General features: G+C 63.8%; 21 protein-coding genes. 12 read left to right on the top strand and 9 right to left on the bottom strand.

Annotation, left to right across the window (positions count from 1 at the left end; all coding sequences use genetic code 11):
• Positions 1-123: 123 nt before the first annotated feature.
• Positions 124-582 (bottom strand): SRPBCC family protein, encoded by a 459-nt coding sequence (locus JG739_RS00550; RefSeq protein WP_202364785.1) that lies wholly within the window; start codon positions 580-582, stop codon positions 124-126.
• Positions 583-739: 157 nt separating this feature from the next.
• Here JG739_RS00550 and JG739_RS00545 point away from each other — a divergent pair, with 157 nt between their 5' ends.
• On the top strand, positions 740-2,545 hold the full coding sequence (locus JG739_RS00545; RefSeq protein WP_202364784.1) for an IlvD/Edd family dehydratase: 1,806 nt from the start codon (positions 740-742) through the stop codon (positions 2,543-2,545).
• A gap of 306 nt (positions 2,546-2,851) precedes the next feature.
• On the opposite strand, the gene JG739_RS00540 is transcribed toward JG739_RS00545, so the two are convergent.
• A complete protein-coding gene (locus JG739_RS00540) occupies positions 2,852-3,271 on the bottom strand; it encodes a GFA family protein (RefSeq protein ID WP_202364783.1) in 420 nt (139 codons plus the stop codon).
• Between the two features lie 192 nt (positions 3,272-3,463).
• Here JG739_RS00540 and JG739_RS00535 point away from each other — a divergent pair, with 192 nt between their 5' ends.
• Genes JG739_RS00535 through JG739_RS00525 form a run of 3 tightly spaced genes read left to right on the top strand, consistent with a single transcriptional unit; the run spans position 3,464 to position 6,137 of the window.
• Positions 3,464-4,273 (top strand): chromate resistance protein ChrB domain-containing protein, encoded by an 810-nt coding sequence (locus tag JG739_RS00535; protein ID WP_202364782.1) that lies wholly within the window; start codon positions 3,464-3,466, stop codon positions 4,271-4,273.
• A complete protein-coding gene (gene chrA / locus JG739_RS00530) occupies positions 4,270-5,682 on the top strand; it encodes a chromate efflux transporter (RefSeq protein ID WP_202364781.1) in 1,413 nt (470 codons plus the stop codon). The genes JG739_RS00535 and chrA overlap by 4 nt, the downstream gene beginning before the upstream one ends.
• A 56-nt stretch (positions 5,683-5,738) precedes the next feature.
• Positions 5,739-6,137 carry a hypothetical protein gene (locus tag JG739_RS00525; RefSeq protein ID WP_202364780.1) on the top strand — a complete coding sequence of 133 codons (399 nt, stop codon included), beginning with the start codon at positions 5,739-5,741 and terminating at the stop codon, positions 6,135-6,137.
• Between the two features lie 21 nt (positions 6,138-6,158).
• Here the strand turns inward: JG739_RS00525 and JG739_RS00520 are convergent, their stop codons facing one another.
• Both JG739_RS00520 and pdxR read right to left on the bottom strand, forming a co-directional pair.
• Positions 6,159-7,748, bottom strand: coding sequence for a trimethylamine methyltransferase family protein (locus JG739_RS00520; RefSeq protein WP_202364779.1), 1,590 nt, complete (start codon positions 7,746-7,748; stop codon positions 6,159-6,161).
• A gap of 196 nt (positions 7,749-7,944) precedes the next feature.
• Positions 7,945-9,438 carry a MocR-like pyridoxine biosynthesis transcription factor PdxR gene (pdxR, locus tag JG739_RS00515; RefSeq protein WP_202364778.1) on the bottom strand — a complete coding sequence of 498 codons (1,494 nt, stop codon included), beginning with the start codon at positions 9,436-9,438 and terminating at the stop codon, positions 7,945-7,947.
• Positions 9,439-9,887: 449 nt separating this feature from the next.
• Between pdxR and pgi the strand changes: the two genes are divergently transcribed.
• Both pgi and JG739_RS00505 read left to right on the top strand, forming a co-directional pair.
• Positions 9,888-11,531, top strand: coding sequence for a glucose-6-phosphate isomerase (pgi, locus tag JG739_RS00510; RefSeq protein WP_202364777.1), 1,644 nt, complete (start codon positions 9,888-9,890; stop codon positions 11,529-11,531).
• A 5-nt stretch (positions 11,532-11,536) separates the two neighbouring features.
• Positions 11,537-12,259: an HAD family hydrolase gene (locus JG739_RS00505; protein ID WP_202364776.1), complete on the top strand. Its 723-nt coding sequence runs from the start codon at positions 11,537-11,539 to the stop codon at positions 12,257-12,259.
• On the opposite strand, the gene JG739_RS00500 is transcribed toward JG739_RS00505, so the two are convergent.
• The 3 genes from JG739_RS00500 to JG739_RS00490 all read right to left on the bottom strand — a co-directional run bounded on the left by JG739_RS00500 (position 12,243) and on the right by JG739_RS00490 (position 15,244).
• Positions 12,243-13,001 (bottom strand): class I SAM-dependent methyltransferase, encoded by a 759-nt coding sequence (locus tag JG739_RS00500; protein ID WP_370463500.1) that lies wholly within the window; start codon positions 12,999-13,001, stop codon positions 12,243-12,245. The two genes, JG739_RS00505 and JG739_RS00500, sit on opposite strands and share 17 nt — an antisense overlap.
• A gap of 8 nt (positions 13,002-13,009) precedes the next feature.
• On the bottom strand, positions 13,010-14,968 hold the full coding sequence (locus JG739_RS00495; RefSeq protein ID WP_202364775.1) for a long-chain fatty acid--CoA ligase: 1,959 nt from the start codon (positions 14,966-14,968) through the stop codon (positions 13,010-13,012).
• Between the two features lie 102 nt (positions 14,969-15,070).
• Complete coding sequence (locus JG739_RS00490; RefSeq protein WP_202364774.1) at positions 15,071-15,244, bottom strand: hypothetical protein; 174 nt, start codon at positions 15,242-15,244, stop codon at positions 15,071-15,073.
• A gap of 149 nt (positions 15,245-15,393) precedes the next feature.
• Here JG739_RS00490 and JG739_RS00485 point away from each other — a divergent pair, with 149 nt between their 5' ends.
• Genes JG739_RS00485 through JG739_RS00465 form a run of 5 tightly spaced genes read left to right on the top strand, consistent with a single transcriptional unit; the run spans position 15,394 to position 20,676 of the window.
• Entirely contained in the window at positions 15,394-16,986 is a 1,593-nt protein-coding gene (locus JG739_RS00485) for an ABC transporter substrate-binding protein (RefSeq protein ID WP_202364773.1), read from the top strand.
• A gap of 58 nt (positions 16,987-17,044) precedes the next feature.
• Positions 17,045-18,052, top strand: coding sequence for an ABC transporter permease subunit (locus JG739_RS00480; protein ID WP_202364772.1), 1,008 nt, complete (start codon positions 17,045-17,047; stop codon positions 18,050-18,052).
• A gap of 1 nt (position 18,053) precedes the next feature.
• Positions 18,054-18,971 (top strand): ABC transporter permease subunit, encoded by a 918-nt coding sequence (locus JG739_RS00475; RefSeq protein WP_202364771.1) that lies wholly within the window; start codon positions 18,054-18,056, stop codon positions 18,969-18,971.
• Between the two features lie 2 nt (positions 18,972-18,973).
• A complete protein-coding gene (locus tag JG739_RS00470) occupies positions 18,974-19,849 on the top strand; it encodes an ABC transporter ATP-binding protein (RefSeq protein ID WP_202367280.1) in 876 nt (291 codons plus the stop codon).
• Positions 19,846-20,676, top strand: a complete 831-nt coding sequence (locus JG739_RS00465) for a dipeptide ABC transporter ATP-binding protein (RefSeq protein ID WP_202364770.1) — start codon at positions 19,846-19,848, stop codon at positions 20,674-20,676. Before JG739_RS00470 ends, JG739_RS00465 begins: the two co-directional genes overlap by 4 nt.
• Positions 20,677-20,767: 91 nt before the next feature.
• Here JG739_RS00465 and JG739_RS00460 read toward each other — a convergent pair whose 3' ends face one another.
• Together JG739_RS00460 and JG739_RS00455 are read right to left on the bottom strand one after the other, a co-directional pair.
• A complete protein-coding gene (locus JG739_RS00460) occupies positions 20,768-21,094 on the bottom strand; it encodes a hypothetical protein (protein WP_202364769.1) in 327 nt (108 codons plus the stop codon).
• Between the two features lie 74 nt (positions 21,095-21,168).
• Complete coding sequence (locus tag JG739_RS00455; protein WP_202364768.1) at positions 21,169-21,594, bottom strand: globin family protein; 426 nt, start codon at positions 21,592-21,594, stop codon at positions 21,169-21,171.
• Positions 21,595-21,909: 315 nt separating this feature from the next.
• Here JG739_RS00455 and JG739_RS00450 point away from each other — a divergent pair, with 315 nt between their 5' ends.
• A complete protein-coding gene (locus JG739_RS00450) occupies positions 21,910-23,031 on the top strand; it encodes a PQQ-dependent sugar dehydrogenase (protein ID WP_202364767.1) in 1,122 nt (373 codons plus the stop codon).
• Positions 23,032-23,044 lie beyond the last annotated feature (13 nt).

The raw sequence follows: 23,044 nt of genomic DNA, 5'->3' as shown, positions 1-23,044 counted from the left end.
CCCCCTTGAGGGGAGGGTGCAGCGCGAAGCGCGGCGGGAGGGGTCGTCTGAACCGCCTCGACCTCGACTTAAGACGGAGCGCGTCGCCACCGACCCCACCCGGCCCTTCGGGCCACCCTCCCCTCAAGGGGGAGGGGAACCGACCTTCTCGCCAAAACTCGAAAAAAACTGTCCGGCCAGTTTCTTCGATGTCGATTCGATCAGCCGACTGCCGAGCTGGGCGATCTTGCCGCCGACATCGGCCTTGGCCGCATATCTGAGGATCGTCGCCTCCGGGCCATCGGCGGTCAGCGTCACATCGGCGCCGCCTTTGGCGAAGCCGGCGATGCCGCCCTTGCCCTCGCCCTGGATGGTGTAGGAATGCGGCGGGTTGAGGTTAGTCAGCGTCACCTCGCCGTTGAACGTCGCCTTGATCGGGCCGATCTTGACCACCACGGTCGCCGCCATCTCGGTGTCCGACTTCTTTTCGAGGTTTTGGCAGCCCGGAATGGTCTGCCTCAGAACGTCCGGGTCGTTCAGCGCTTCCCACACTTTTTGCAGGGGTGCGGCGATGCGTTCCTCGCCTTCGATCACCAAAGCCATCAAAATCTCCCGGATACGAATTGACAAACCCCGATCCGGTCTAGCGTGGGGGTAAACGCATGTCTATCGCACCAAAGTCCGGATTCGGATGGCGCGTGCCTCTTGCCTGCTCTCGCGCGTTGTCATATCGATTTGTCATACAAATACGGAGACCATGATGGCCGGCGCCCCCACGCAGAAAAAGAAATTTCGCTCGCAGGAGTGGTTCGACAATCCCGACAATCCGGGGATGACGGCGCTTTACCTCGAGCGCTACCTGAATTACGGGCTGACGCGTGCCGAACTGATGTCGGGCAAGCCGCTGATCGGCATCGCCCAGACCGGCTCGGATCTGTCGCCCTGCAACCGCCATCATCTCGAGCTGGCCAAGCGCGTGCGCGAGGGCATCGTCTCGATGGGCGGCATCCCTTTCGAGTTCCCGTGCCACCCGATCCAGGAGACGGGCAAACGCCCGACCGCCGCACTCGACCGCAACCTCGCCTATCTCGGCCTGGTCGAGGTGCTCTATGGCTATCCGCTCGACGGCGTCGTGCTCACCATCGGCTGCGACAAGACGACGCCGGCCCTGCTGATGGCCGCCGCCACCGTCAACATTCCGGCTATCGCGCTGTCGGTCGGCCCGATGCTCAACGGCTGGCACAAGGGCAAGCGCACCGGCTCCGGCACCATCGTCTGGGAATCGCGCCAGCGTCTGTCGGCCGGCGAGATCGGCTATGACGAGTTCATGGACATCGTCGCCTCTTCGGCGCCGTCCACCGGCTATTGCAACACGATGGGTACCGCAACCACCATGAACTCATTGGCCGAGGCGCTCGGCATGCAGCTGCCGGGCTCGGCCGCCATTCCGGCGCCCTACCGCGAGCGCGGCCAGATCGCCTATGAGACGGGAAAACGCATCGTCGACATGGTGCACGAGGATCTAAAACCCTCCGACGTCATGACCCGGCAGGCCTTCGAGAATGCCATCGTAGTTAACTCGGCCATCGGCGGCTCGACCAACGCGCCGATCCACCTCAACGCCATCGCCCGCCATCTCGGCGTGCCGCTCGACAATGACGACTGGCAGACGGTCGGCCTCAAGATACCGCTCATCGTCAACCTTCAGCCGTCTGGCGAATATCTCGGCGAGGATTATCATCATGCCGGTGGCGTGCCGGCGGTGGTCGCCGAACTGATGAAGGCCGGGCTGCTGCCCCATCCCGACGCCATGACGGTCAACGGCAAGACGATCGGCGCCAATTGCAGCGCGGCCGTCAACGAGAATCTCGATGTCATCCGCACCGTCGCCGAGCCGCTTAAAGCCAATGCCGGCTTCATCAATCTTAGGGGTAATCTGTTCGATTCGGCGATCATGAAGACCAGCGGCATCTCGCCCGAATTCCGCGAACGCTATCTGTCGAACCCGAACGACCCCGAGGCCTTCGAGGGCAACGCCATGGTCTTCGACGGGCCCGAAGACTACCACGCCCGCATCGACGATCCGGCGCAAGGCATCGACGAGCACACCATCCTGTTCATGCGCGGCGCCGGTCCGATCGGTTATCCCGGCGGCGCCGAAGTCGTCAACATGCAGCCGCCGGCCCATCTCATCAAGAAGGGCATCCATGCGCTGGCCTGCATCGGCGACGGCCGCCAGTCGGGCACGTCGGGCTCGCCGTCGATCCTCAACGCCTCGCCCGAAGCCGCCATAGGCGGCGGGCTGGCGCTGTTGAAGACCGGCGACCGCGTCCGCATCGACCTGCGCAAGGGCACCGCCGACATTCTCGTCACCGACGACGAGATCACGCGCCGGCGCGCCGAGCTGCAGAACGATGGCGGCTATCACTACCCCAGGCACCAGACGCCATGGCAGGAGATCCAGCGCGGCATGGTCGACCAGTTCTCCGAAGGAATGGTGCTGAAGCCGGCGGTGAAATACCTGGATGTGGCGCACACCCGCGGCGTGCCTCGGGACAATCACTAATGCATGTCTTCGTTGGAGACGACCAATTATCGAAGTCGGCGCTGCCCCTCATCGCCCTGCCGGGCACTTCTCCCCGTATAGTGACGGGGAGAAGGAACTGGCCGCAATACCGGCGCCCTTCTTGCGACGCCGGTGATTGGCGAAACCGGAGACGAGCGCCCCTCTCCCCGTCACTATACGGGGAGAGGATGCCGGCAGGCAGGTGAGGGGCAGCGCAAACGCCCGTAAGGTGACGGGCGATCCAACCCTGAAGCGATTGCCCTGATATGTATGACGGCGCGCAACTCTGACTTGCACAGCCGCCGTTCAGAGATAGCTGGTGATCTCCGGCGCCTGGTCCTGCCTGTCTCGCTTGCCGTCCTCGTAGACGATCGGTGCTGCGGCAAGTTCCTCTTCGGTGACGTCGTCGAGGCAGGCGACGTTCACCGCCCAGAAATTCCCGCCCATGAAATCCAGATAGCCGCGCGAGAGAAAATTCGCGCCGCAGTTCGGGCACATATAGTGGTTGATGTCGCCTTCCGGCCAGTTCGACGGCGTCGCCTTGTACTCCCGCATCCGGTCGCGGCCATCCGTCACCCGCACGGCCTCATAGGCGGCGAAGGATTTCCGGTAGCCGAGTTTCCAGCAGAAGCTGCAATTGCATTTGCGGATGCCCTCAGTGAGGTCGATTTCGGCTTCGAAACGCACCGCGCCGCAATGGCAGCTGGCGTGATAGGTCTTTTTCATGGTTTTCCTCCCAGACATGTCCTGGCTCCGCCAAACAGGCCGTCGGAGCCAGAGCATCCTCTGCTCCAGGCATGGCGCTTGACAAGCGGGCGCGACAAATCCACGATCATGGCAAGGGGTGCATCGCGACGACCCCGTGAGGCGTCAGCCCAACGTTCGCGTCCAAGCTTCTCTCTCAAGGAGGTGGACGCCATGCCGTCGACGTCAGCTATCACCGTACCGCAACTGTCCCGTCTGATTGGTCTGCCGGGCGCGCCCGCGATCATCGATGTTCGCATCGAAGAGGATTACAACGCCGATCCGCGCCTGCTGCCGGCCTCGAGCCGGCGTGATTTCAAAACCGTCTCGACCTGGGCATCCGAATTCGCCGGCAGCCGAGTGGCGGTCGTTTGCCAAAGAGGACAAAAGCTCTCGCAAGGCGTTGCCGCATGGCTGCGGCATGAGGGCGTCAGCGCCGAAACCCTCGAAGGCGGGTTCGCGGCATGGCGCGATGCCAAGGGGCCTTTGATCCATGCCGGCAAGATTCCGCCCCGCGATGAAAAAGGCCGCACCGTATGGGTGACGCGGACCCGCCCGAAGGTCGATCGCATCGCCTGCCCCTGGCTGATCAGGCGCTTCATCGATCCGGGCGCGGTCTTCCTCTTTGTCGAGGCGGCCGAGGTGTCGGCCGTTGCGGATCGCTTTCAGGCCGTGCCTTTCGACATCGACAATGTGTTCTGGACTCACCGGGGCGAACGCTGCACCTTCGACACGATGATCGAAGAGTTCGGGCTCGAATCCGAGGCGCTCGACCGCCTGGCCATGATCGTGCGCGCAGCCGATACCGCGCGCCTCGACCTGGTCCCCCAGGCAGCTGGATTCCTGGCCGCCTCGCTTGGCCTGTCGCGGATGTTTCGCGACGATCTGGAACAGCTGGAGGCAGGCATGCTGCTCTATGACGCGTTTTTCCGATGGTGCCGCGACGCCACCAAAGAGACGCACAACTGGCCAGGCAAGCCATGAGCGAAACCGGGACTTCTCACGAAACCGGGGCTTCGGGAAAAACGGATGAGACCGTCGAAGCGGCGGCTGCGCCAACCTTCCGCGAAGGCGTAAAACTCTGGGCGAAAATCGGCCTGCTCAGCTTCGGCGGGCCGGCCGGGCAGATCGCGCTCATGCACAGGGAGCTGGTCGAGGAACGGCGTTGGATCGGCGAGCAACGTTTCCTGCATGCGTTGAACTACTGCATGCTGCTGCCCGGCCCTGAAGCCCAGCAGCTCGCCATCTATATTGGCTGGCTGCTGCACCGGACGATCGGCGGCCTGGTCGCCGGCATCCTGTTCGTCATGCCGGGCGCACTTGTGATGCTCACCTTGAGCATCCTCTATGCGCTGTATGGCGACGCTCCGCTCGTCGAGGCACTGTTTTTCGGGGTGAAAGCGGCCGTGCTCGCCATCGTGATCGAGGCGATGATCCGGATCGGACGACGCGCCCTGAAGAACCGGGTCATGGTTTCGATCGCGCTCGCCGCCTTCATCGCCATCTATGCATTGAACATGCCGTTTCCGCTCATCATCCTGCTTGCCGGCCTGGCGGGCTGGATTGGCAATCGTGTTGCGCCAGCCCTTTTTTCCGGCGCGGCGCACGGCAAAGACGCGGTTCCCGACATCAAGGGCGCGGTCGACCTGATGTTCGAGCGCGGTGAACTGGCTCACACCAGGCCGACGCGATGGCATGCGCCGCGCGCCGTCGCGATCTGGTTGCCGATCTGGCTCGGGCCCGTGCTTCTGATCTGGGCGTTCACCGGATCCGCCAGTGTGTGGACTGAGATCGGTGGGTTCTTCAGCGTCATGGCGGTCGTCACCTTCGGCGGCGCTTACGCGGTCCTTGCCTATGTCGCGCAGGCAGCGGTCGAGTCCTTCGGCTGGCTCGCACCCGGTGAAATGGTCGATGGCCTCGGGCTTGCCGAAACCACGCCGGGTCCACTCATTCTGGTCCTGCAGTTCGTCGGCTTTCTGGCCGCGTTCCGCCAATCCGGATCGCTGAGCCCGCTGCTTGCCGGATCGCTTGGGGCGATGCTTACCCTGTGGGCGACGTTCACGCCTTGCTTCTTCTGGATATTCCTCGGCGCGCCCTACATCGAGTCCCTGCGCGGCAACAAGGCGCTGTCGGCGGCGCTGGGCGCGATCACCGCCGCCGTCGTCGGCGTCATCATGAATCTCGCTCTGTGGTTCGGCCTGCACGTCATCTTCGGCGAGGTGCGCAACGTCGGGCTTGGGATGGACGTGCCGGCGTTTTCATCAATCGACTGGCGCGCGGCACTGCTGTCGGGTGCTGCCATGATCGCTATCCTGAAGCTGAAGATCGGCATGCTGCCGACGCTTGCGGGATCGGCCCTCGCTGGCGTTTTGTTGCTGGCAGCGAGCGGTTAGCTGCTGCGTGCGCCCTGGCGCTTCGCTGCGGTTTCGGGCATTCGGATAGGAACATCATGGCGAGACGACGCTCTTCTCTTGGCTTCCTCGGGATGTTCGGCCGCTCAGGCGACCTCAGGCAACTCGACGCTGCGTTACGCGACGTCGACCTTCATCCCGCCCTTGTGCCGGAGGGAGCAAAGCTCACCATCGTCAATCTGATGAAGGATCACTGGCCCGACGAGCCGCCACCACAAGCCTATTCACCGGTGGCGCAGCTGCTTGGCTATTGTATTGCCGGGCCGGAAGCATTCGAGCAATCCAACGGCCTTCGACATCGGCTGGATGCGGAGCGCCGGCTCGAGGCGGCACTCGAGGCCGGCGACAGCTTCGATGCGCAAATCATACTGATGACGCTGCATGCCAGGTTGATCAGTGGCGAGGTCGTCGAGCGCTACGGGTTGAGGGCCGGCTGACCGGTTTGACGAAAGACGTTCTCAGCCGCCCATGCCGCTGCGCGGCAGATGGATCAGATTGCCGAAGCGGGCGCGCAACTTGTCGTCGACCGGCCTGGGCACGTGGCGCGGGAAGCGCTCGGCGAGGATGCGTTTCTTCTCGATGATCGCCCGCTGCAGGATGTCGGGCCTGCCTTTCTCGTTCCATTCCTTCGGCGAAAAGCGGTCGCCGACCGCCGGATAGAAATATTCCGTCTGCATCAGCCGCAGCGTCTGCTCGTGGCCGAGATAGTGACCCGGGCCCTTCAGGCAAACGTCGGCGATGGTGTCTATCGACAGCGACTCATCGGTCACCTCGATGCCGCGCACGCAGCGCAGGCAATGGCCGAGCATGTCGTTGTCGATGATCAGGCTTTCCAGGCAGAAGCCGAGCAGCGAGGCGTGCATGCCGGCCGATTCATAGACAAGGTTGAGGCCGGCAAGGCCGGCCATCACGTCGGTGATGCCCTTTTCGTAACCGGACTGAATGTCGGGCAGTTTCGAATCCGTCATGCCGGCGGCCGAACCGCCAGGCAGGTCGTAGAATTGCGCCATCTGGGCGCAGGCCGCGGTCAGCACCGCCTGCTCGGCCGAGCCGCCGGACATGGCGCCGGTCCTGAGGTCGGAGACGAACGGCCAGGTGCCGAAGATCGCCGGATGGCCGGGTTTGATGGCGTTGACGTAGACGAGGCCGGCGAGCACCTCGGCCACTGCTTGCACCACCGCCCCGGCGATCGCCGCCGGCGCCGTGGCGCCCGCCTGGCCGGCCGACAGCAGCAGGATCGGAATGCCGCCTTCGACGCAGGCCTCGAGCACGCCGCAGGCATCCTCGGCGAATTTCATCGGCGGCACGACAAAACAGTTCGAATTGGAGACGAAAGGCCGGGCGCGAAAATTCTCTTCGCCGCCGGCAATCGCATAGAGCATGTCGAGCGCCGGCTTGACGTTCTCGCGTACCGTGAAGGAAGTGCCGACATGCTTCGACGTGCCCATCACGCAGGCGTAAAGCGTGTTGAAATCCATATCGAGCGGATCGGGAATGTCGCGCGGCACCATCGGCCGCTGGAAGAAATGGATGTTGTCGAGCCCTTCGACGATGCGGGCGGCGTCATAGATGTCCTGCAGCAGCGACTCGCGATAACAGCGTTTCTCGACGTCGACCAGATGCACAGCGGCGCCCGCCGTGCCGTAATGCACGCGCTTGCCCTGGATCAGCATGTCGTGCCTGGGATCCTGGCCGTGCAGGGTGAAGTGGCGTGCGGCCTTCTTGATGGTGTCGAGGACGAGCCCGCGCGGAAAACGAATGCGGTCGTCCTCGCCGAGCGTGGCGCCGGCCTTGGTCAGCGCCTCGATGCAGGATGGGATGGCGTTGGCGAAGCCGACCGTTTCAAGCAGCGTCAGCACCGCTTCGTGAATGCGCTCGCGATCGTTTTCGCTGAGCGGACCGTAGCTTCCGCCTTCGAGGCCGGCGCGCACCGGCCTGATATCGTCGGCAAGGGGTGCCGCCCGCATGGCGCGACGCGCTTCGCGCCCGCCGGAACGCCGCGAACGCTGGTCCGTGGGCGTATCCGGCTTCTCGACAGCCACTGACATGGGAGGCACTCCACCTTTAGCTGCGAAGCGGGCGGCGGTGGTTGGTCCACCAGGTGGTTGGTCCACCATCGGCCCGCTTCGTCCCCTTATGCTCCGAACTATGCCGTCGGCATTGGCACAGCCTATGAGCCAGAGGACCCCGTCGCATATGCCAGAGCGCTAAACAACGGTGGCCGGTCGCGGCCCGGCCTGGACATCAAGCCGCCGCCGGCCTGCGCCCGGCCGCCGTCGCCAGTTCGCGGATGCCGGGCTCGATGTGCTGCAGCGCAATCGAGGAAATGCCCAGCCGCATGAAGCGCGACGGCTTTTCGGTGCGGTCGAAGAAGCGGTCGCCGGGCTCGATGATGACGCTGCGCGAGGCGGCGGCCTCGGCCAGCCCGCGCGAATCGGTGCCGCGCGGCCCTTCGAGCCAGAGCGACGCGCCACCGGCGGAATCGGTCGAGCGCCACTCCGGCAGGAAGGCGGAAATCGCATGGATCAGACGCTTGCGCCGTTCGTCGAAGGCGCTCGACAGCCGCCGCACCAGCGCCTCGTGATGGCCAAGCGACAGGAACAGCGCGACCGCGCGCTGGTTGTTGGCCGGCGGGTGACGCAGCATGAAGCGACGCAGCGCGCGAAGCTCGGAGATCAGCCCGGCCGAGGCGACGATGTAGCCGAGCCTAAGGCCCGGAGCCAGCGTCTTCGACATCGAGCCGACATAGATGACGCGGCCGGAACGGTCGAGACTCTTCAGCGCCTGCTGCGGCGCCTCGTCCAGAAGCTGGCTGTCATAGCCGTCCTCGATGATGATCTGGTTGTGGCGGTTGGCGCGCGCCAGCAAATCCTGCCGGCGCTCCGCCGACAGCGGCACCATAGTCGGGCAATGGTGGCTGGGGGTCACGAAGACGAAGCCGGAATCGCTGGGAATAGAAGCGGTTACGATGCCGGAATGGTCGACCGGGATCGGCGCGACGTCGGCGCCCGCCAGCCGGAAGATCGAGCGTGCGTCGGGATAGCCGGGGTCTTCCATGGCCACCTTGGAGCCCTTGGTCATCAGCAGCGTCGCCAGCATGTAGAGCGCGTTCTGCGCGCCGAGCGTGACGATGATCTCGTCGGGATTGGCGAAGATGCCGCGCCGCGGCAACAGCCGCGCCTGGATCTGCTCGATCAACAGCGGATCGTCGCGATCGACCATGTCGGACGCCCAATTGCGGATCTCGAGCACAGCCAGCGCCATGCGGTTGCACTCGCGCCACTCGGCGGTCGGGAACAGCGCCGGATCGAACTGACCATAGACGAAGGGGTAGGACGACTTGATCCAGTTGTCGTGCTTGGCCGGCGGCGGCATGTCGCTGGCCGCGATCTGCCGGCGGGCCTTCCAGTCGATCTCGTTGGCCTGGTCCGGCGCCTTCTGGTGCGGTTTGGCAGGCGTCGCCAGCACCTCCGGATTGACGAAATGGCCGCGCCGTTCGCGCGCCACCAAAAACCCCTGGTCGACGAGCTGCTGGAAGGCCAGCACCACGGTGCCGCGCGCCACGCCGAGTTTCTCGGCCAGGATCCGGCAGGACGGAAGCGGCATCGAAGCGGCGATTTGCCGGTCGAGAATGGCGGCGACGATCGCTTGACGGATCTGCGCCTGCAGGGTTTGGCCGGATTCCGCCGAAATCCGGAACAGGCCGGACCATATGGCCGTGTCGTTTCGCTGTGGCATGGGAGATGTTCCTCGATGGCCAGCCTTTTTCATCTGGCTGGACCAGTCGAATGTACCGGTGGCACAAGGAGTTGCGCCAATCAATTTTTCTGATCGCTGGGATTTACGCCAGTGATCCATCCCCCGCGTGACGCTTGCGTCATCGCGGCGTGACGCCGGGGTGACGCAAAGCGTCATCCCCCGCGTCATCCCGGGGTGACGTCCTTCGCGTCATCCCCCACGCGACGCAACGCGTGGCCAGCCCAACGCAACGCGTCATCCCAGGGTGACGCTTCGCGTCATCCCAGCGTGACGCTTCGCGTCATCGCCGCCTGACGCCCAGCTGTGGCGCAGTGCGTCATCCCCGCGCATTGAATCCAGTCGATTTCGGCTAGATAGTTCGGACGCGACGACACGCGCCGGAAACACCCGGTCTGTTATGTTGGCAATTCAAGGCTCGGAGTGAGGCAGTGGATCAATCGTCATTTCAAAAACTCGTCGACGCCCTGCGCGATCACCGTGCGGCCAGATCGGGCAGCATGCGCGAGGCCTTCGCCGCCGATCCGCAGCGCTTCGAAAAATTCTCCGCCAGCGACGGCGACCTGCTGCTCGACTGGTCGAAATGCGCGGTCGATGCGCAGACGATGGATCTGCTCGAGAAGTTGGCGGCAGCCGCGGATCTCGAAGGCCGGCGCGCCGCGATGTTCTCGGGCGAGAAGATCAACGTCACCGAAGGCCGCGCCGTGCTGCACACCGCGCTGCGCAACCTGGGCGGCAAGGGCATCGTGCTCGACGGTCAGGACGTGAAGGCGGAGGTTATCGCGGTGCTCGATGCGATGGGCGCCTTCGCCGATGCCGTGCGCTCCGGCAAGGCGGCTGGCGCCACCGGCAAGAAAATCACCGACATCGTCAACATCGGCATCGGTGGGTCCGACCTTGGCCCGGCCATGGCGACGCTGGCGCTGACGCCCTATCACGACGGGCCGCGCACGCATTACGTGTCCAACATCGACGGCGCCCATATCCACGACACGCTGAAAAACCTCTCCGCCGAAACCACTCTGTTCATCGTTGCTTCCAAGACTTTTACCACCATCGAGACGATGACCAATGCCGAGACGGCGCGCAAATGGGTGCAGAAGGCGCTCGGCAAGGAAGCGGTCGGCAAGCATTTCGCCGCCGTCTCGACGGCGCTCGATCTGGTGGCCAAATTCGGCATTGCGCCCGACCGCGTCTTCGGTTTCTGGGACTGGGTCGGCGGACGCTATTCGGTGTGGGGCGCGATCGGCCTGCCGGTGATGATCGCCGTCGGCCCGAAGAATTTTCGCGCCTTTCTCGATGGCGCGCATGCGATGGACGAACATTTCCAGACCGCGCCGCTGGCCAGCAACTTGCCGGCGCTGATGGGGCTGATCGGCTGGTGGCATCGGGTGATCTGCCAATACCCCGCCCGCGCCGTCATTCCCTACGACCAGCGCCTGTCCAGGCTGCCGGCCTATCTGCAGCAACTCGACATGGAATCGAACGGCAAGAGCGTCACCCTCGACGGCGGCGCTGTCAGCACGCCGACCGGCCCGCTGGTCTGGGGCGAGCCCGGCACCAACGGCCAGCACGCCTTCTTCCAGCTGCTGCACCAGGGCACCGATTTCATTCCGGTCGAATTCCTCGCCGCAGCCATCGGCCATGAGCCGGATCTCAAGCATCACCACGACCTGCTGCTCGCCAACTGCCTGGCGCAGTCGGAGGCGTTCATGAAGGGCCGCACGCTGGAGGAAGCGCGCGCGCAGATGCTGGCAAAAGGCATGGCGCCCGCCGAGGTCGACAGGATCGCCCCGCATCGCGTCTTCTCCGGCAACCGGCCCTCGGTGACGATCCTCTACAGACAACTCGACCCGCATACGTTCGGACGGCTGATCGCGCTCTATGAGCACCGCGTCTTCGTCGAGGGCACGCTCTTCAACATCAATTCCTTCGACCAATGGGGCGTCGAGCTCGGCAAAGAACTGGCGACCGGGCTGCTGCCTGTCGTGGAAGGCAAGGAGAATGCCGCAAAGCGGGACGCTTCGACCGCTGGACTGGTGGGACACATCCATCGATTGCGCGGATCGGAGTAGGCGGCTTGGCCGAGATCAAGGGAATATTGTTCGACAAGGACGGCACCCTTGTCGACTTCAACGCGACGTGGCTCGGCGTTGCCGACTTCATGGCCATGGATGCGGCGGAGGGCGACCGCTGGAAGGCCGACAGGCTGCTTGCCGCGGCGGGCTACGATTTCGCCACCAAACGATTCAAGCCCGATTCCATCTTTGCCTCCGGCACCAACATGGATGTCGTCGAGCTTTGGTTTCCGCGGCTGTCGGATGATGAGCAGATGCTTGCCGTCGCCCGCTTCAACGAGATCACCTCGGTGCAGGGTTCTGCGATGGCGGTGGCGCTGCCGGGCATCGTCGAGACGCTTGGCGTTCTTCACAGGAAATCCTACCGGCTCGGCGTCGCCACCAACGATTCGACCACTGGCGCGGAGAAGACATTGCTGACGCTGGGTGTCGCGCAGCTGTTCGACGCCGCCTATGGCTACGACGCCGTGGCCAATCCGAAACCGGCGCCCGATACGATCCTCGCCTTCTCGGACCTGACCGGCCTGAGGCCTGCGGCGATCGCCGTGGTCGGCGACAATCGCCACGATCTGGAGATGGCGCGGGCCGGCGGCTGCGGTCTGGCGATCGGCGTGCTTTCCGGCACCGGCACGCGGGAATCGCTGTCGCAGATCGCCGATGTCATTCTGGATTCGGTTGCCGACCTGCCCGACCTTCTTTCGGCAAGGGTCAAGGAGACGATCTGAACTCGCAGGGCTGCTCCGGCTCGAACGAGAAGACGCCGCTCGGCTTCGTCGCCGCGCCTTGGCCGACATCCGGCACCTGGTATTCGGCCAGAAGGCAAAGCCGCGAGCGCGGCAAGTAGGCGCGGCCGGGGTCGCCGATCAGCACATTGATGCCGGCGGCCAGGCAACGGTCGAGGAAGGGGATGACACGGTCGGCGAGATCTTGCCGGTAAAACAGGTCGCCGGCTGCCACGACGTCCACCGGCGGCGGCGGCCCAGCGGTGATATCCTCGCCGACGACCGCGATTGCGACGCCATTCGCCGCCGCATTGAGACCAAGCGCGGCAACGCCGTTGCGGTCGATCTCGGATGCAATCACTTGGCTGGCGCCGGCCTTTGCCGCGGCGATACCGACGAGGCCGGACCCGGCGCCGAGATCGAGCACGCGAAGCCCGGCCACGGTCTCCGGCCGATCGAGGATGTAGCGGGCAAGCACCGCGCCGCCGGCCCAGGCATAGGCCCAGTAAGGAGGCTGCGGCTCGGGCCCGTCCTCGTCGGCTTCGTTTGCTTCTCCTTCCGGCTCGGCTGCTCGTCCTTGTGGACGCGTCAGCCGCCACAGGCCGCTTGCCGGATGGGCTCTATAAAGCCGGATTTCGGGGAGCGCGGCAACAGCGGCGATACGCATGTTCGCCCTGATGAATGTTAGCGGATCGGGACGGGAAAGCTTATCCGCCGCGTCATCGACAGTAAGGCTATCGGCCAAAATTATTCCTATTCCCGCAATGCCCGGCGCAGGATCTTGCCGACCGGTGTTTTCGGCAGTTCGGTCCGAAACTCGATGTATTTTGGCCGCTTGTAACCGGTCAGGTTGTCGCGGCAATACACAGTCAGCACCTCTGCGGTGAGCAGCGGGTCCTTCTTGACGACGAACAGCTTCGGCACTTCGCCTGAATGCTCGTCCGGCACGCCGATTGCGGCCACTTCGAGCACGCCCGGATGCATGGCCACCACTTCCTCGAGTTCGTTCGGATAGACGTTGAAGCCGGACACAAGGATCATGTCTTTCTTGCGGTCGACGATCTTGGTGTAGCCGCGCTCGTCCATGAAGCCCATGTCGCCCGACTTGAAGAAACCGTCCTTGGTCATCACCTTGGCGGTCTCGTCCGGCCGGTTCCAGTAACCGGCCATCACCTGCGGTCCGCGGATGCAGATCTCGCCGACCTCGCCTGGCGGCAAATCATTGCCGTCTTCGTCGCGGATGGCGATCTCGGTCGAGGGCAGCGGCAGGCCGATCGTGCCGGTGAAGCTGCCATCGCTGAACGTGTTGGCGGTGGCCACCGGCGAGGTTTCCGAAAGCCCATAGCCCTCGGTGACCGGGCAGCCGGTCAACGCCTTCCAGCGTTCGGCGACACCCTTCTGCACCGCCATGCCGCCACCCAGCGTCAGGATCAGCGGCCTGAAGTCGAGCTTGCGGAAATCCTCATTGTTGAGCAGCGCGTTGAACAGCGTGTTGAGGCCTGGAAAGATGTGGATCGGGTATTTGCCGAGTTGCTTGACGAAGCCGGGAATGTCGCGCGGATTGGGAATGAGTATGTTCTGGCCACCCAACTGCATGCCCATCAGCGCGTTCACCGTCAGCGCGAAGATATGATAGAGCGGCAGCGCGCAGACGAAGTTGAGATGCGCCGGCTTCGGCTTGACCGTGAAGGCGTCCTCGATCCACAGCGCGTTCTGCGCGACGTTGGCCAGCACGTTGCTGTGCAGCAGCACCGCGCCCTTCGAGATGCCGGTGGTGCCGCCGGTATATTGCAGGAACGCGACGTCATCGGCAGCGACCTTCACCGGCTTGAAACTCATGCCGGCGCCTGCCTTCAGCGCGTCGTTGAACTTGACATGGCCGGGCAGCGACCAGGCCGGCACCATCTTCTTCACGCGGCGCACGACGAGATTGACGATCGTCCCCTTCAGGCCGCCAAGCATGTCGCCCATCGCCGCGACCACGACATGCTTGACCGCCGTTTTAGCGATCACCGCCTGCAAGGTGCTGGCGAAATTCTCGAGAATGACGATGGCTTGCGCGCCGGAATCCTTGAGCTGATGTTCCAACTCGCGCGGCGTGTAGAGCGGGTTGACGTTGACCACGACATAGCCGGCGCGCAGCACTGCCATCATCGCCACCGGATATTGCAGCACGTTCGGCATCATCAGCGCCACGCGTGCGCCTTTCGGCAGTCCCGTCGATTGCAGATAGGCGCCGAAGGCGGCCGATTGCCGCTCGACTTCCGCGTAGCTGATGGTCTTGCCCATGCAGGTAAAGGCGGGCCGGCTGGCGTACCGCTTGCAGACGTCGGCGAGCAGATCGCCGATGGAGCCGAAGGGCAGAGCGCCGATCTCGGCCGGAACGACTTTCGGATAGCTTTTGAGCCAGGGTTTTTCCGGCAATCCGGCGGCAGCCGCCTTCGGTGTCGCCTTCGCCGCTGGTTTGGCGGCGGCGGGCTTTGCGCCATCCTTCGCGGATACATTGGCCTTCGCGGAGGCATTGGTGTTTGCGGACACAGCGGCCGCCTTCGGCCTGGCTTTGGCCGTCGGCGCATTTGGCTTGGCTTCGGCCCTCGGTGTCGTTGGCTTGGCTTCGGCCGTCGGCGCCGTTGGCTCGTCGGGGCTGGCCGGTTTCGCAGCAGTTTTGGCCTTGGCTGTCGCTGGTGCCGTCGTCCTTGGTGTTTTTGCCACTCGTCCCTCCCATTGTTCTTATTGTCTTTGCCTGCCCGCCGTGTCGCCTCCGAATGACAGAGACGGCCTCCGCTGCTGCCGGCATCCAGGAAATCCAGCCTGTCATCTATGTATTGCGACAATCGGCAGCCGTGCAAGTCTGCCCCTGCGGCAAGCTGGAAAGAAATCGACCGCGCCGACGACAAGTCCAAGGCGGCGGTTGCTCACCGTCGGATGCGCTGAAGATGATAAAAAAATGCAGTCGTTAACAATATCGTGATCGATGAGTTTTGACATTTCATTCTCTCTTTGGGCGAGGCCGAAGAAAGAAATTCTGCTTCCCATGGGGTAGGCAAACCAGGTGTTCCAAAGCCGGAAAAACGGTGCTTATATGCGCGCTTCGCGAGCCTGATAGAGGGGCTTGGAAGAACATCAGGGAGTCCTCCATGAAAAAGAAACTGACTTTTGCGGCCGCTTTGCTGGCCGCAAGCGTCCTCGGCGGCATGGCCAATGCGAAACAGCTGGTCTACTGCTCGGAGGCGTCGCCGGCCGGCTTCGACCCGTCGCCGTGGAGCGGTGGCAACGACTTCGACGCCTCGTCGCGCACCATCTATTCGCGCCTGGTCGAGTTCGAGCACGGCAAAACCACCATCACACCCGGCCTCGCCGAGAGCTGGACGGTTTCCGACGACGGTCTCGAATACACGTTCAAGCTTCGGCCGGGCGTGAAGTTCCAGACCACCGACTATTTCACGCCGACACGCGATCTCAACGCCGACGACGTGATCTTCTCCTTCGAACGCCAGTGGAAGAAGGACAACCCGTGGTACGACTATCTGGCAGGCACCGGCTGGGAATATTTTGCCGGCATGGGCTTCCCGGATCTGCTCAAGGAGATCGTCAAGGTCGACGACCTGACGGTGAAATTCGTGCTGAACAAGCCTGAGGTCGCTTTCCTGCCGGACCTCGGCATGGATTTCGCTTCGATCGTCTCCAAGGAATATGCCGACCAGCTCGACAAGGCTGGCACCAGGCAGCAATTCACCCAGAAGCCGATCGGCACCGGTCCGTTCCAGTTCGTCGACTACCAGGTCGACGCGGTCATCCGCTATGCGGCATGGGACGGCTACTATGGCGGCCGCCAGAAGATCGACGATCTGATCTTTGCCATCACCACCGATCCGGCCGTGCGCGCGCAGAAGCTGAAGGCGGGCGAGTGCGATATCATGTCGTACCCGGCGCCGGCCGACATTGCCGGCCTGAAAGCCGACCCGAACCTCAAGGTCGACGAGCAGGAAGGCCTCAACATCGGCTATATGGCCTACAATACGACGCAGGCGCCCTTCGACAAGGTCGAGGTCCGCAAGGCCCTCAACATGGCCGTCAACAAGCAGGCCATTCTCGATGCCGTCTATCAGGGCGCTGGCCAGGCGGCGATCAACCCGATCCCGCCGACCATGTGGTCCTACAACAAGGAGGTCAAGGACGATCCGTACGATCCGGACGCGGCCAAGAAGATGCTGACGGATGCCGGCGTCACCGATCTGTCGATGAAGATCTGGGCAATGCCGGTCAGCCGCCCGTACAATCCGAACGCCCAACGGGTCGCGGAGCTGATCCAGGCCGACTACGCCAAGATCGGCGTGAAGGCCGAGATCGTCAGCTACGAATGGACCGAGTATCGCGAACGCGGCAAGCAGAAGGACCGTGACGGCGCCTTCCAGCTCGGCTGGACCGGCGACAATGGCGACCCGGACAACTTCCTGTTCCTGCTCGGCTGCGATGCCATCGGCCAGTCCAACTATGCGATCTGGTGCAACCAGGAGTTCGAGGCCCTGTTGCAGAAGGGCAAGGCGACCACTGACGTCGCCGAGCGCACCAAGATCTATGAGGAAGCTCAGGTCGTGTTCAAGCGTGAGGCGCCGTGGCTGACCATCGCCCATTCCAAGGTCTTCATGCCGATGAACAAGAAGGTTACCGGCTTCGTCATGGATCCGCTCGGCATTCATCGGTTTGACGGCGTCGACGTCACCGAATAACCCCTGAGAGATTGGACGGCGGCGCTGGACTTCTGGCGCCGCCGTTCTATGAAGCAAGATGCTCCGCTATCTCCTCCACAAGCTCGCCTTGATCATCCCGACCGTGTTCGGCATATCGCTGGCGGCGTTCGCTTTCGTCCGGCTTCTGCCGGGCGACCCGATCACGGCGCTCGCCGGCGAGCGCGGCGTCAGCCCGGAACGCTACGCCGAGCTTGTCGAGCGGTTTGGCTACAACAGGCCTTATGTCGTCCAGTATCTGGAATATATCGGCAGGGTCCTGTCTGGCGACTTCGGCATATCGCTCGCCACCAAGCGGCCTGTGCTCGGTGAATTCCAGGCGCTGTTTCCGGCGACGCTGGAACTGGCGACGATCGCGCTGATCATCGCCGTGCTCATCGGCATTTCCGCCGGCATCTTCGCCGCGGTCAAGCGCGGATCATGGTTCGACCAGGCGACGATGGGCGTGGCGCTGACCGGCTATTCGATGCCGATCTTCTGGTGGGGGCTGCTGCTCATCATCTTTTTCTCCGGCTATCTCGGCTGGACCCCGGTTTCCGGCCGCATCGGCCTTCAATATTTCTTCAAGCCGACGACAGGGTTCATGCTGATCGACAGCCTGATCTCCGGCAGGAGCGGCGCTTTCAGGTCCGCCGCCAGTCATCTGGTCCTGCCGGCGATCGTGCTGGCGACGATCCCGCTCGCCGTCATAGCGCGCCAGACGCGGTCGGCGATGCTGGAGGTGCTGGGCGAAGACTACGTCCGCACCGCCCGCGCCAAGGGCCTGGCGCCGCGTCGCGTCATCGGGCTCCACGCTTTTCGCAATGCGCTGATCCCTGTCGTTACCACCATCGGCCTGCAGGTCGGCACGCTGATGGCGGGCGCCATCCTGACCGAAACGATCTTTTCCTGGCCCGGCATCGGCAAGTGGATGATCGACGCGATCGCCAAGCGCGACTATGTTGTCGTCCAGAGCGGCTTGCTGATCATCGCGCTGATCGTCATGGCGGTGAACCTGATCGTCGACGTGCTCTACGCCGTCATCAACCCACGTATCCGGGTGCAGTGAGATGACCGACCAAACCACGGCAGAAGCCACCGCCGCCGCCATTCCGACCGGCGGCCGGCAACGCGCCTTCACCGAGTTCTGGCATTACTACTCGATGAACACCGGCGCCGTCATCGGCCTGGTTGTGTTCACTGCCCTGGTGCTGGTGGCGATCTTCGCGCCGCTGGTGGCGCCGCATTCGCCGGACGAACAGTTTCGCGATGCGCTGCTGGCGCCGCCGGCCTGGCAGGAGGGCGGCAGATCGATGTTCCTGCTCGGCACCGACGCCGTCGGCCGCGACATCCTTTCGCGGCTGATTTTCGGGGCGCGGTTCTCGCTGTTCATCGGACTGGTCGTCGTCGTTTTCTCGCTGACCAGCGGCATCGTCCTCGGCGTGCTCGCCGGCTATTTCCGCGGCTGGGTCGATACGCTGATCATGCGCGTCATGGATGTCATTCTGGCCTTCCCGTCGCTGCTGCTTGCCCTGGTTCTGGTGGCGATCCTCGGACCCGGCCTGTTCAACGCCATGCTGGCGATCGCGCTGGTGCTGCAGCCGCATTTCGCGCGGCTCACCCGTGCGGCGGTGATGGCCGAAAAGAACCGCGAATATGTGATCTCCGCCAAGGTGGCCGGTGCCAGTCATCTCAGGCTGATGGTGAAGACCATCTTGCCGAACTGCATGGCGCCGCTGATCGTGCAGGCGACGCTGTCCTTCTCCAACGCCATTCTCGAGGCCGCGGCTCTCGGCTTCCTTGGCGTCGGCGCGCAGCCGCCAACGCCGGAATGGGGCACCATGCTTGCCACGGCGCGCGAGTTCATCCTGCGCGCGCCATGGGTGGTGACCTTTCCCGGCCTTGCCATCCTGATCACCGTGCTCGCCATCAACCTGATCGGCGATGGACTGCGCGATGCCTTCGATCCCAAGCTGAAGAGGTCGTGACCATGCCTCTTCTCGAGATCAAGAACCTTACCGTGTCGTTCGATACCGCCGCCGGACCGTTCATGGCCGTGCAAGGCATCGACCTGTCGATCGAGCCGCGCGAGGTGCTGGCGATCGTCGGCGAATCCGGCTCCGGCAAATCGGTGGCGATGCTGGCGGTGATGGGGCTTTTGCCGAACACGGCGACGGTGAAGGCCGACCGCATGGCCTTCGACGGCGTCGACCTGCTTGAACTCGGTCCGTCCGAACGCCGCAAGATCGTCGGCAAGGACATCTCGATGATCTTCCAGGAGCCGATTGCCAGTCTCAATCCGTGCTTCACCGCGGGTTTCCAGATCGAGGAGGTGCTGCGCTTCCATTTGGGCATGGATCGCGCCCAGCGCCGGGCCCGCGCTATCGAGTTGATGAAGCTGGTCGGCATCGCCGATCCGGAAGAGCGGCTGAACTCGTTCCCGCACCAGATGTCGGGCGGCCAGTGCCAGCGCGTCATGATCGCCATCGCCATCGCCTGCAATCCGAAGCTGTTGATCGCCGACGAGCCGACGACCGCGCTCGACGTCACCATCCAGAAGCAGATTCTTGATCTGTTGGTCGGCCTGCAGGCCAAATACGGCATGGGGCTGATCATGATCACCCACAATATGGGCGTCGTGGCCGAGACAGCCGACCGCGTCATCGTCCAGTACAAGGGCCGCAAGATGGAAGAGGCCGACGTTCTGTCGCTGTTCGAGCAGCCGAAGAGCAACTACACGCGGGCGCTGCTGTCGGCGCTGCCGGAGAACGCCGTCGGCGACCGGCTGCCGACCATTTCCGACATGCTGTTCGAACCGGCCCCCTCTGCTGCGGCAACCCAGTCGGCAACGGGAGCCGCGCCATGAGCGTGACGGTTCTCGAAGGCAAGAATATCGTGCGCGACTATCATGTCGGCGGCGGCCTGTTTCGCCCCTCGCGCACGGTGCATGCGGTCAAGGGCGTTTCGTTCAGCGTCGACAAGGGCAAGACGCTGGCCATCGTCGGCGAAAGCGGCTGCGGCAAGTCGACGCTCGCCCGCATCATCACTCTGATCGATCCGCCGACAGCAGGCGAGCTCTTCATCGACGGCAACAAGGTCGACATCGCCAGGGACGGGCTGTCGAAGGAGATGCGCCGAAAAGTGCAGATCGTCTTCCAGAACCCCTATGGGTCGCTCAATCCGCGCCAGAAGATCGGCGACGTGCTGGGCGAGCCGCTGCTCATCAACACCGACACGCCGGCCGACGAACGGCGCGATCTCGCCATGAAGATGCTGAACAAGGTCGGCCTCGGACCCGAGCATTACAACCGCTACCCGCACATGTTCTCGGGCGGCCAGCGCCAGCGCATCGCCATTGCCCGCGCGCTGATGCTCAATCCGAGCCTTTTGGTGCTCGACGAGCCGGTCTCGGCGCTAGATCTGTCGGTGCAGGCGCAGGTGCTCAACCTGCTCGCCGACCTGCAGGACGAGTTCGAGCTGACCTATGTCTTCATCAGCCACGACCTGTCGGTGGTGCGCTACATCGCCGACGAGGTGATGGTCATGTATTATGGCGAGGCCGTCGAATACGGCTCGCGCGACGAGGTCTTTGCCGACCCCAGGCACAGCTACACCAAGACGCTGTTCGCGGCGACGCCGCGCGCCGACGTCGCCAGCATCAAGGCGCGGCTGGCGAAGAAGAAGGCCGCCTGACGGCACCGACAGCCATCCCAAGGGCGGCGCCGATTGTCTCGTCGCCCCGATTGTCGTCGCATTGTTGCAATCAATCGTCGAGACGAGCCGTTTACTGGGTGGACTCCACCTTGGCGACAACGAGCTTGCCTTGGGCGCGCGAGATTTCGAGTGCCTGGCCGGCCTCCGCCAATTCGCCCGGGACCGAGATCACCAACGCCTGGCCCTCGCTGAGGGTCGCGACGAAGCGTACTGGCAAACTCTCTTCGCCCGCCGCCATCGTGGTGACCACCCGATAGCCGTCATCCGCCTCCGTGTAGTAGACGACGCCGTGAAAATTGCCGAGATCGACGGTCCCACCCTGACGGGCCGTGAGTTCGCCGGCAGAAGCGGAGCTTGCCACGACGCAAAGCGCCGCAAGTGCGGTGTATCTGAACATGGTGTTTCTCTCCATTTTTGGAATGATTAGAATTGTCGTTCGGTGGATGCTCGCCTGCGGCTGCATCCCAAAAATTACGCTGCGAGCTGATCCTCACGGGCAGCCGCGATCATCACGCTGGCGAGCAGCCCGTAGGCCGCCTCCCAAGCCTCGCGGACAGCCGGCGTAAAAGCCGTGCCGAGGCCGGCCGCCAGCGTCTCGATCAGCGCTTGCCCAACGATCGGGTAATGACGCTCCTCGACGCCGTAGGTCACGTGACGTTTGGCGAGCAGGCGCACCGTCGGCAGGATGGTGTCGGCACGATCCAGTCCATGTACGACGAAGCCGAGGCTCGCCATCAGCTTGGCGCCTTGCCTGGTCATGTCGGTCACCGGAAACAGCGCTCGAACATCCGCGTCGATCGCGAACAGGCGCTCGTAGAACAGCGCGGCGGCGGCCACGCGGATCGGCACGATCTCGCGAAAACTGTCCTGGACAAGTCTTATCTGGTCGGGTGTCATCGGCGACGCTCCTGCGTTCCTGGTCTCGCGGCGACCATCGCGCCAAAGCGTTTCGCATGCATGTCGCCTGCGCCTGGACGTGTTTCAGTTGTGTCTCAATTGGTTTTCAGTTCGCGCTCTTTTGTCTTTTTTTGCGTAGAGACGTGCCGAGAGTGCCAGGCGCCGGACTCTCGTCGACCCACCGTCGACCCGGACCTACCTGGCTATAGCTGAAAACCTGGACACGCGCGCCAGCTTGGAACTGCATCGGCAGTCGGTCATTATATCGGGGAGCCGGCGGCTCCTCCCCTATGCCTCCGTTCGGATGGAGAAATCATGCTGCGGATACTCATTGCTTCGTCTTTTCTTCTTGCCGGTGGGCTCTCGATCACGCTCGCGCAGGACAGCATCGAGAGCGAAACAGGCCGCGTTGCGGTCGAGACCTTTGCCGAAGGGCTCGAGCATCCCTGGGGCGCGACCTACCTGCCCGATGGCGCGCTGCTGGTCACCGAACGTCCAGGGCGGCTGCGGCTCGTCTCGACCGACGGCGCCGTTTCCGACCCGATCGGCGGTGTGCCGGACGTCCTTGCCAGCGGGCAAGGCGGCCTGCTTGATGTGGCGCTCGATCCGGACTTTGCCAACAACCGGACGGTTTATCTCTCCTATTCGGAGGAACGCGGCGGCGGCGCGGCCACCTCCGTTGGCCGTGGACGCCTGGACGAGAACGGCAGCGCGCTCTCGAACTTCGAAGTGATCTTCCGGCAGGAACCAGCCGTATCCAGCCGGCTGCACTACGGCTCCCGCCTGGTATTCGCGCCGGATGGCAAGCTGTTCGTCACGCTCGGTGAGCGCGGCAAGATGCGAGAGGCGCAGGACCCGAACAATCATCTCGGCACGATCGTCCGCATCAACCCCGATGGTTCCGTGCCTGACGACAATCCCTTCGTCGGCAAGGACGGCGCCGACGAGATCTGGTCCTACGGCCATCGCAATGTGCAAAGTGCTGCGCTCCATCCCCAAACCGGCGTGCTCTGGACGGCGGAAATGGGACCGCTCGGCGGCGATGAGCTGAACATTCCGCAAGCCGGCAGGAATCACGGCTGGCCCGTGGTCAGCTGGGGCCGGCACTATTCGGGCGAACCTATCCCCGATCCGTCGACGCGGCCGGAGTTTGCCGACGCCATCCATAGCTGGACGCCCGTCATCTCGCCTTCCGGCATGACCTTCTACAGCGGCGACATGTTTGCCGATTGGCGAGGCGACCTCTTGATCGGCGGACTGTCGGCGGAAGGCATCGTTCGGGTCAGGATCGACGGAAAGCAGGTCGCCGGCGAGGAAGTCCTCGCGCTCGGCAGGCGTATCCGGGACGTGGTCCAGGCTCCCGACGGCACGGTCATGGCGTTGACCGACGAACCAGCGGGAAAGATTTTGCGACTGACGCCGGCAGCGTCGCAGTGATGCCGCGCGGCGC

This window comes from Mesorhizobium sp. L-2-11 (genome assembly GCF_016756595.1).
GTDB lineage: Bacteria > Pseudomonadota > Alphaproteobacteria > Rhizobiales > Rhizobiaceae > Mesorhizobium.
This window is presented reverse-complemented; position numbering and strand designations above follow the sequence as displayed.

Coding starts and splice junctions, on each gene's coding strand:
- JG739_RS00455 (WP_202364768.1), bottom strand. CDS start 21,594: ATGACACCCGACCAGATAAGACTTGTCCAGGACAGTTTTCGCGAGATC.
- JG739_RS00450 (WP_202364767.1), top strand. CDS start 21,910: ATGCTGCGGATACTCATTGCTTCGTCTTTTCTTCTTGCCGGTGGGCTC.
- JG739_RS00535 (WP_202364782.1), top strand. CDS start 3,464: ATGCCGTCGACGTCAGCTATCACCGTACCGCAACTGTCCCGTCTGATT.
- JG739_RS00550 (WP_202364785.1), bottom strand. CDS start 582: ATGGCTTTGGTGATCGAAGGCGAGGAACGCATCGCCGCACCCCTGCAA.
- JG739_RS00480 (WP_202364772.1), top strand. CDS start 17,045: ATGCTCCGCTATCTCCTCCACAAGCTCGCCTTGATCATCCCGACCGTG.
- JG739_RS00465 (WP_202364770.1), top strand. CDS start 19,846: ATGAGCGTGACGGTTCTCGAAGGCAAGAATATCGTGCGCGACTATCAT.
- JG739_RS00540 (WP_202364783.1), bottom strand. CDS start 3,271: ATGAAAAAGACCTATCACGCCAGCTGCCATTGCGGCGCGGTGCGTTTC.
- JG739_RS00475 (WP_202364771.1), top strand. CDS start 18,054: ATGACCGACCAAACCACGGCAGAAGCCACCGCCGCCGCCATTCCGACC.
- pdxR (WP_202364778.1), bottom strand. CDS start 9,438: ATGCCACAGCGAAACGACACGGCCATATGGTCCGGCCTGTTCCGGATT.
- JG739_RS00460 (WP_202364769.1), bottom strand. CDS start 21,094: ATGTTCAGATACACCGCACTTGCGGCGCTTTGCGTCGTGGCAAGCTCC.
- JG739_RS00545 (WP_202364784.1), top strand. CDS start 740: ATGGCCGGCGCCCCCACGCAGAAAAAGAAATTTCGCTCGCAGGAGTGG.
- JG739_RS00490 (WP_202364774.1), bottom strand. CDS start 15,244: ATGTCAAAACTCATCGATCACGATATTGTTAACGACTGCATTTTTTTA.
- JG739_RS00485 (WP_202364773.1), top strand. CDS start 15,394: ATGAAAAAGAAACTGACTTTTGCGGCCGCTTTGCTGGCCGCAAGCGTC.
- JG739_RS00525 (WP_202364780.1), top strand. CDS start 5,739: ATGGCGAGACGACGCTCTTCTCTTGGCTTCCTCGGGATGTTCGGCCGC.
- JG739_RS00520 (WP_202364779.1), bottom strand. CDS start 7,748: ATGTCAGTGGCTGTCGAGAAGCCGGATACGCCCACGGACCAGCGTTCG.
- chrA (WP_202364781.1), top strand. CDS start 4,270: ATGAGCGAAACCGGGACTTCTCACGAAACCGGGGCTTCGGGAAAAACG.
- JG739_RS00470 (WP_202367280.1), top strand. CDS start 18,974: ATGCCTCTTCTCGAGATCAAGAACCTTACCGTGTCGTTCGATACCGCC.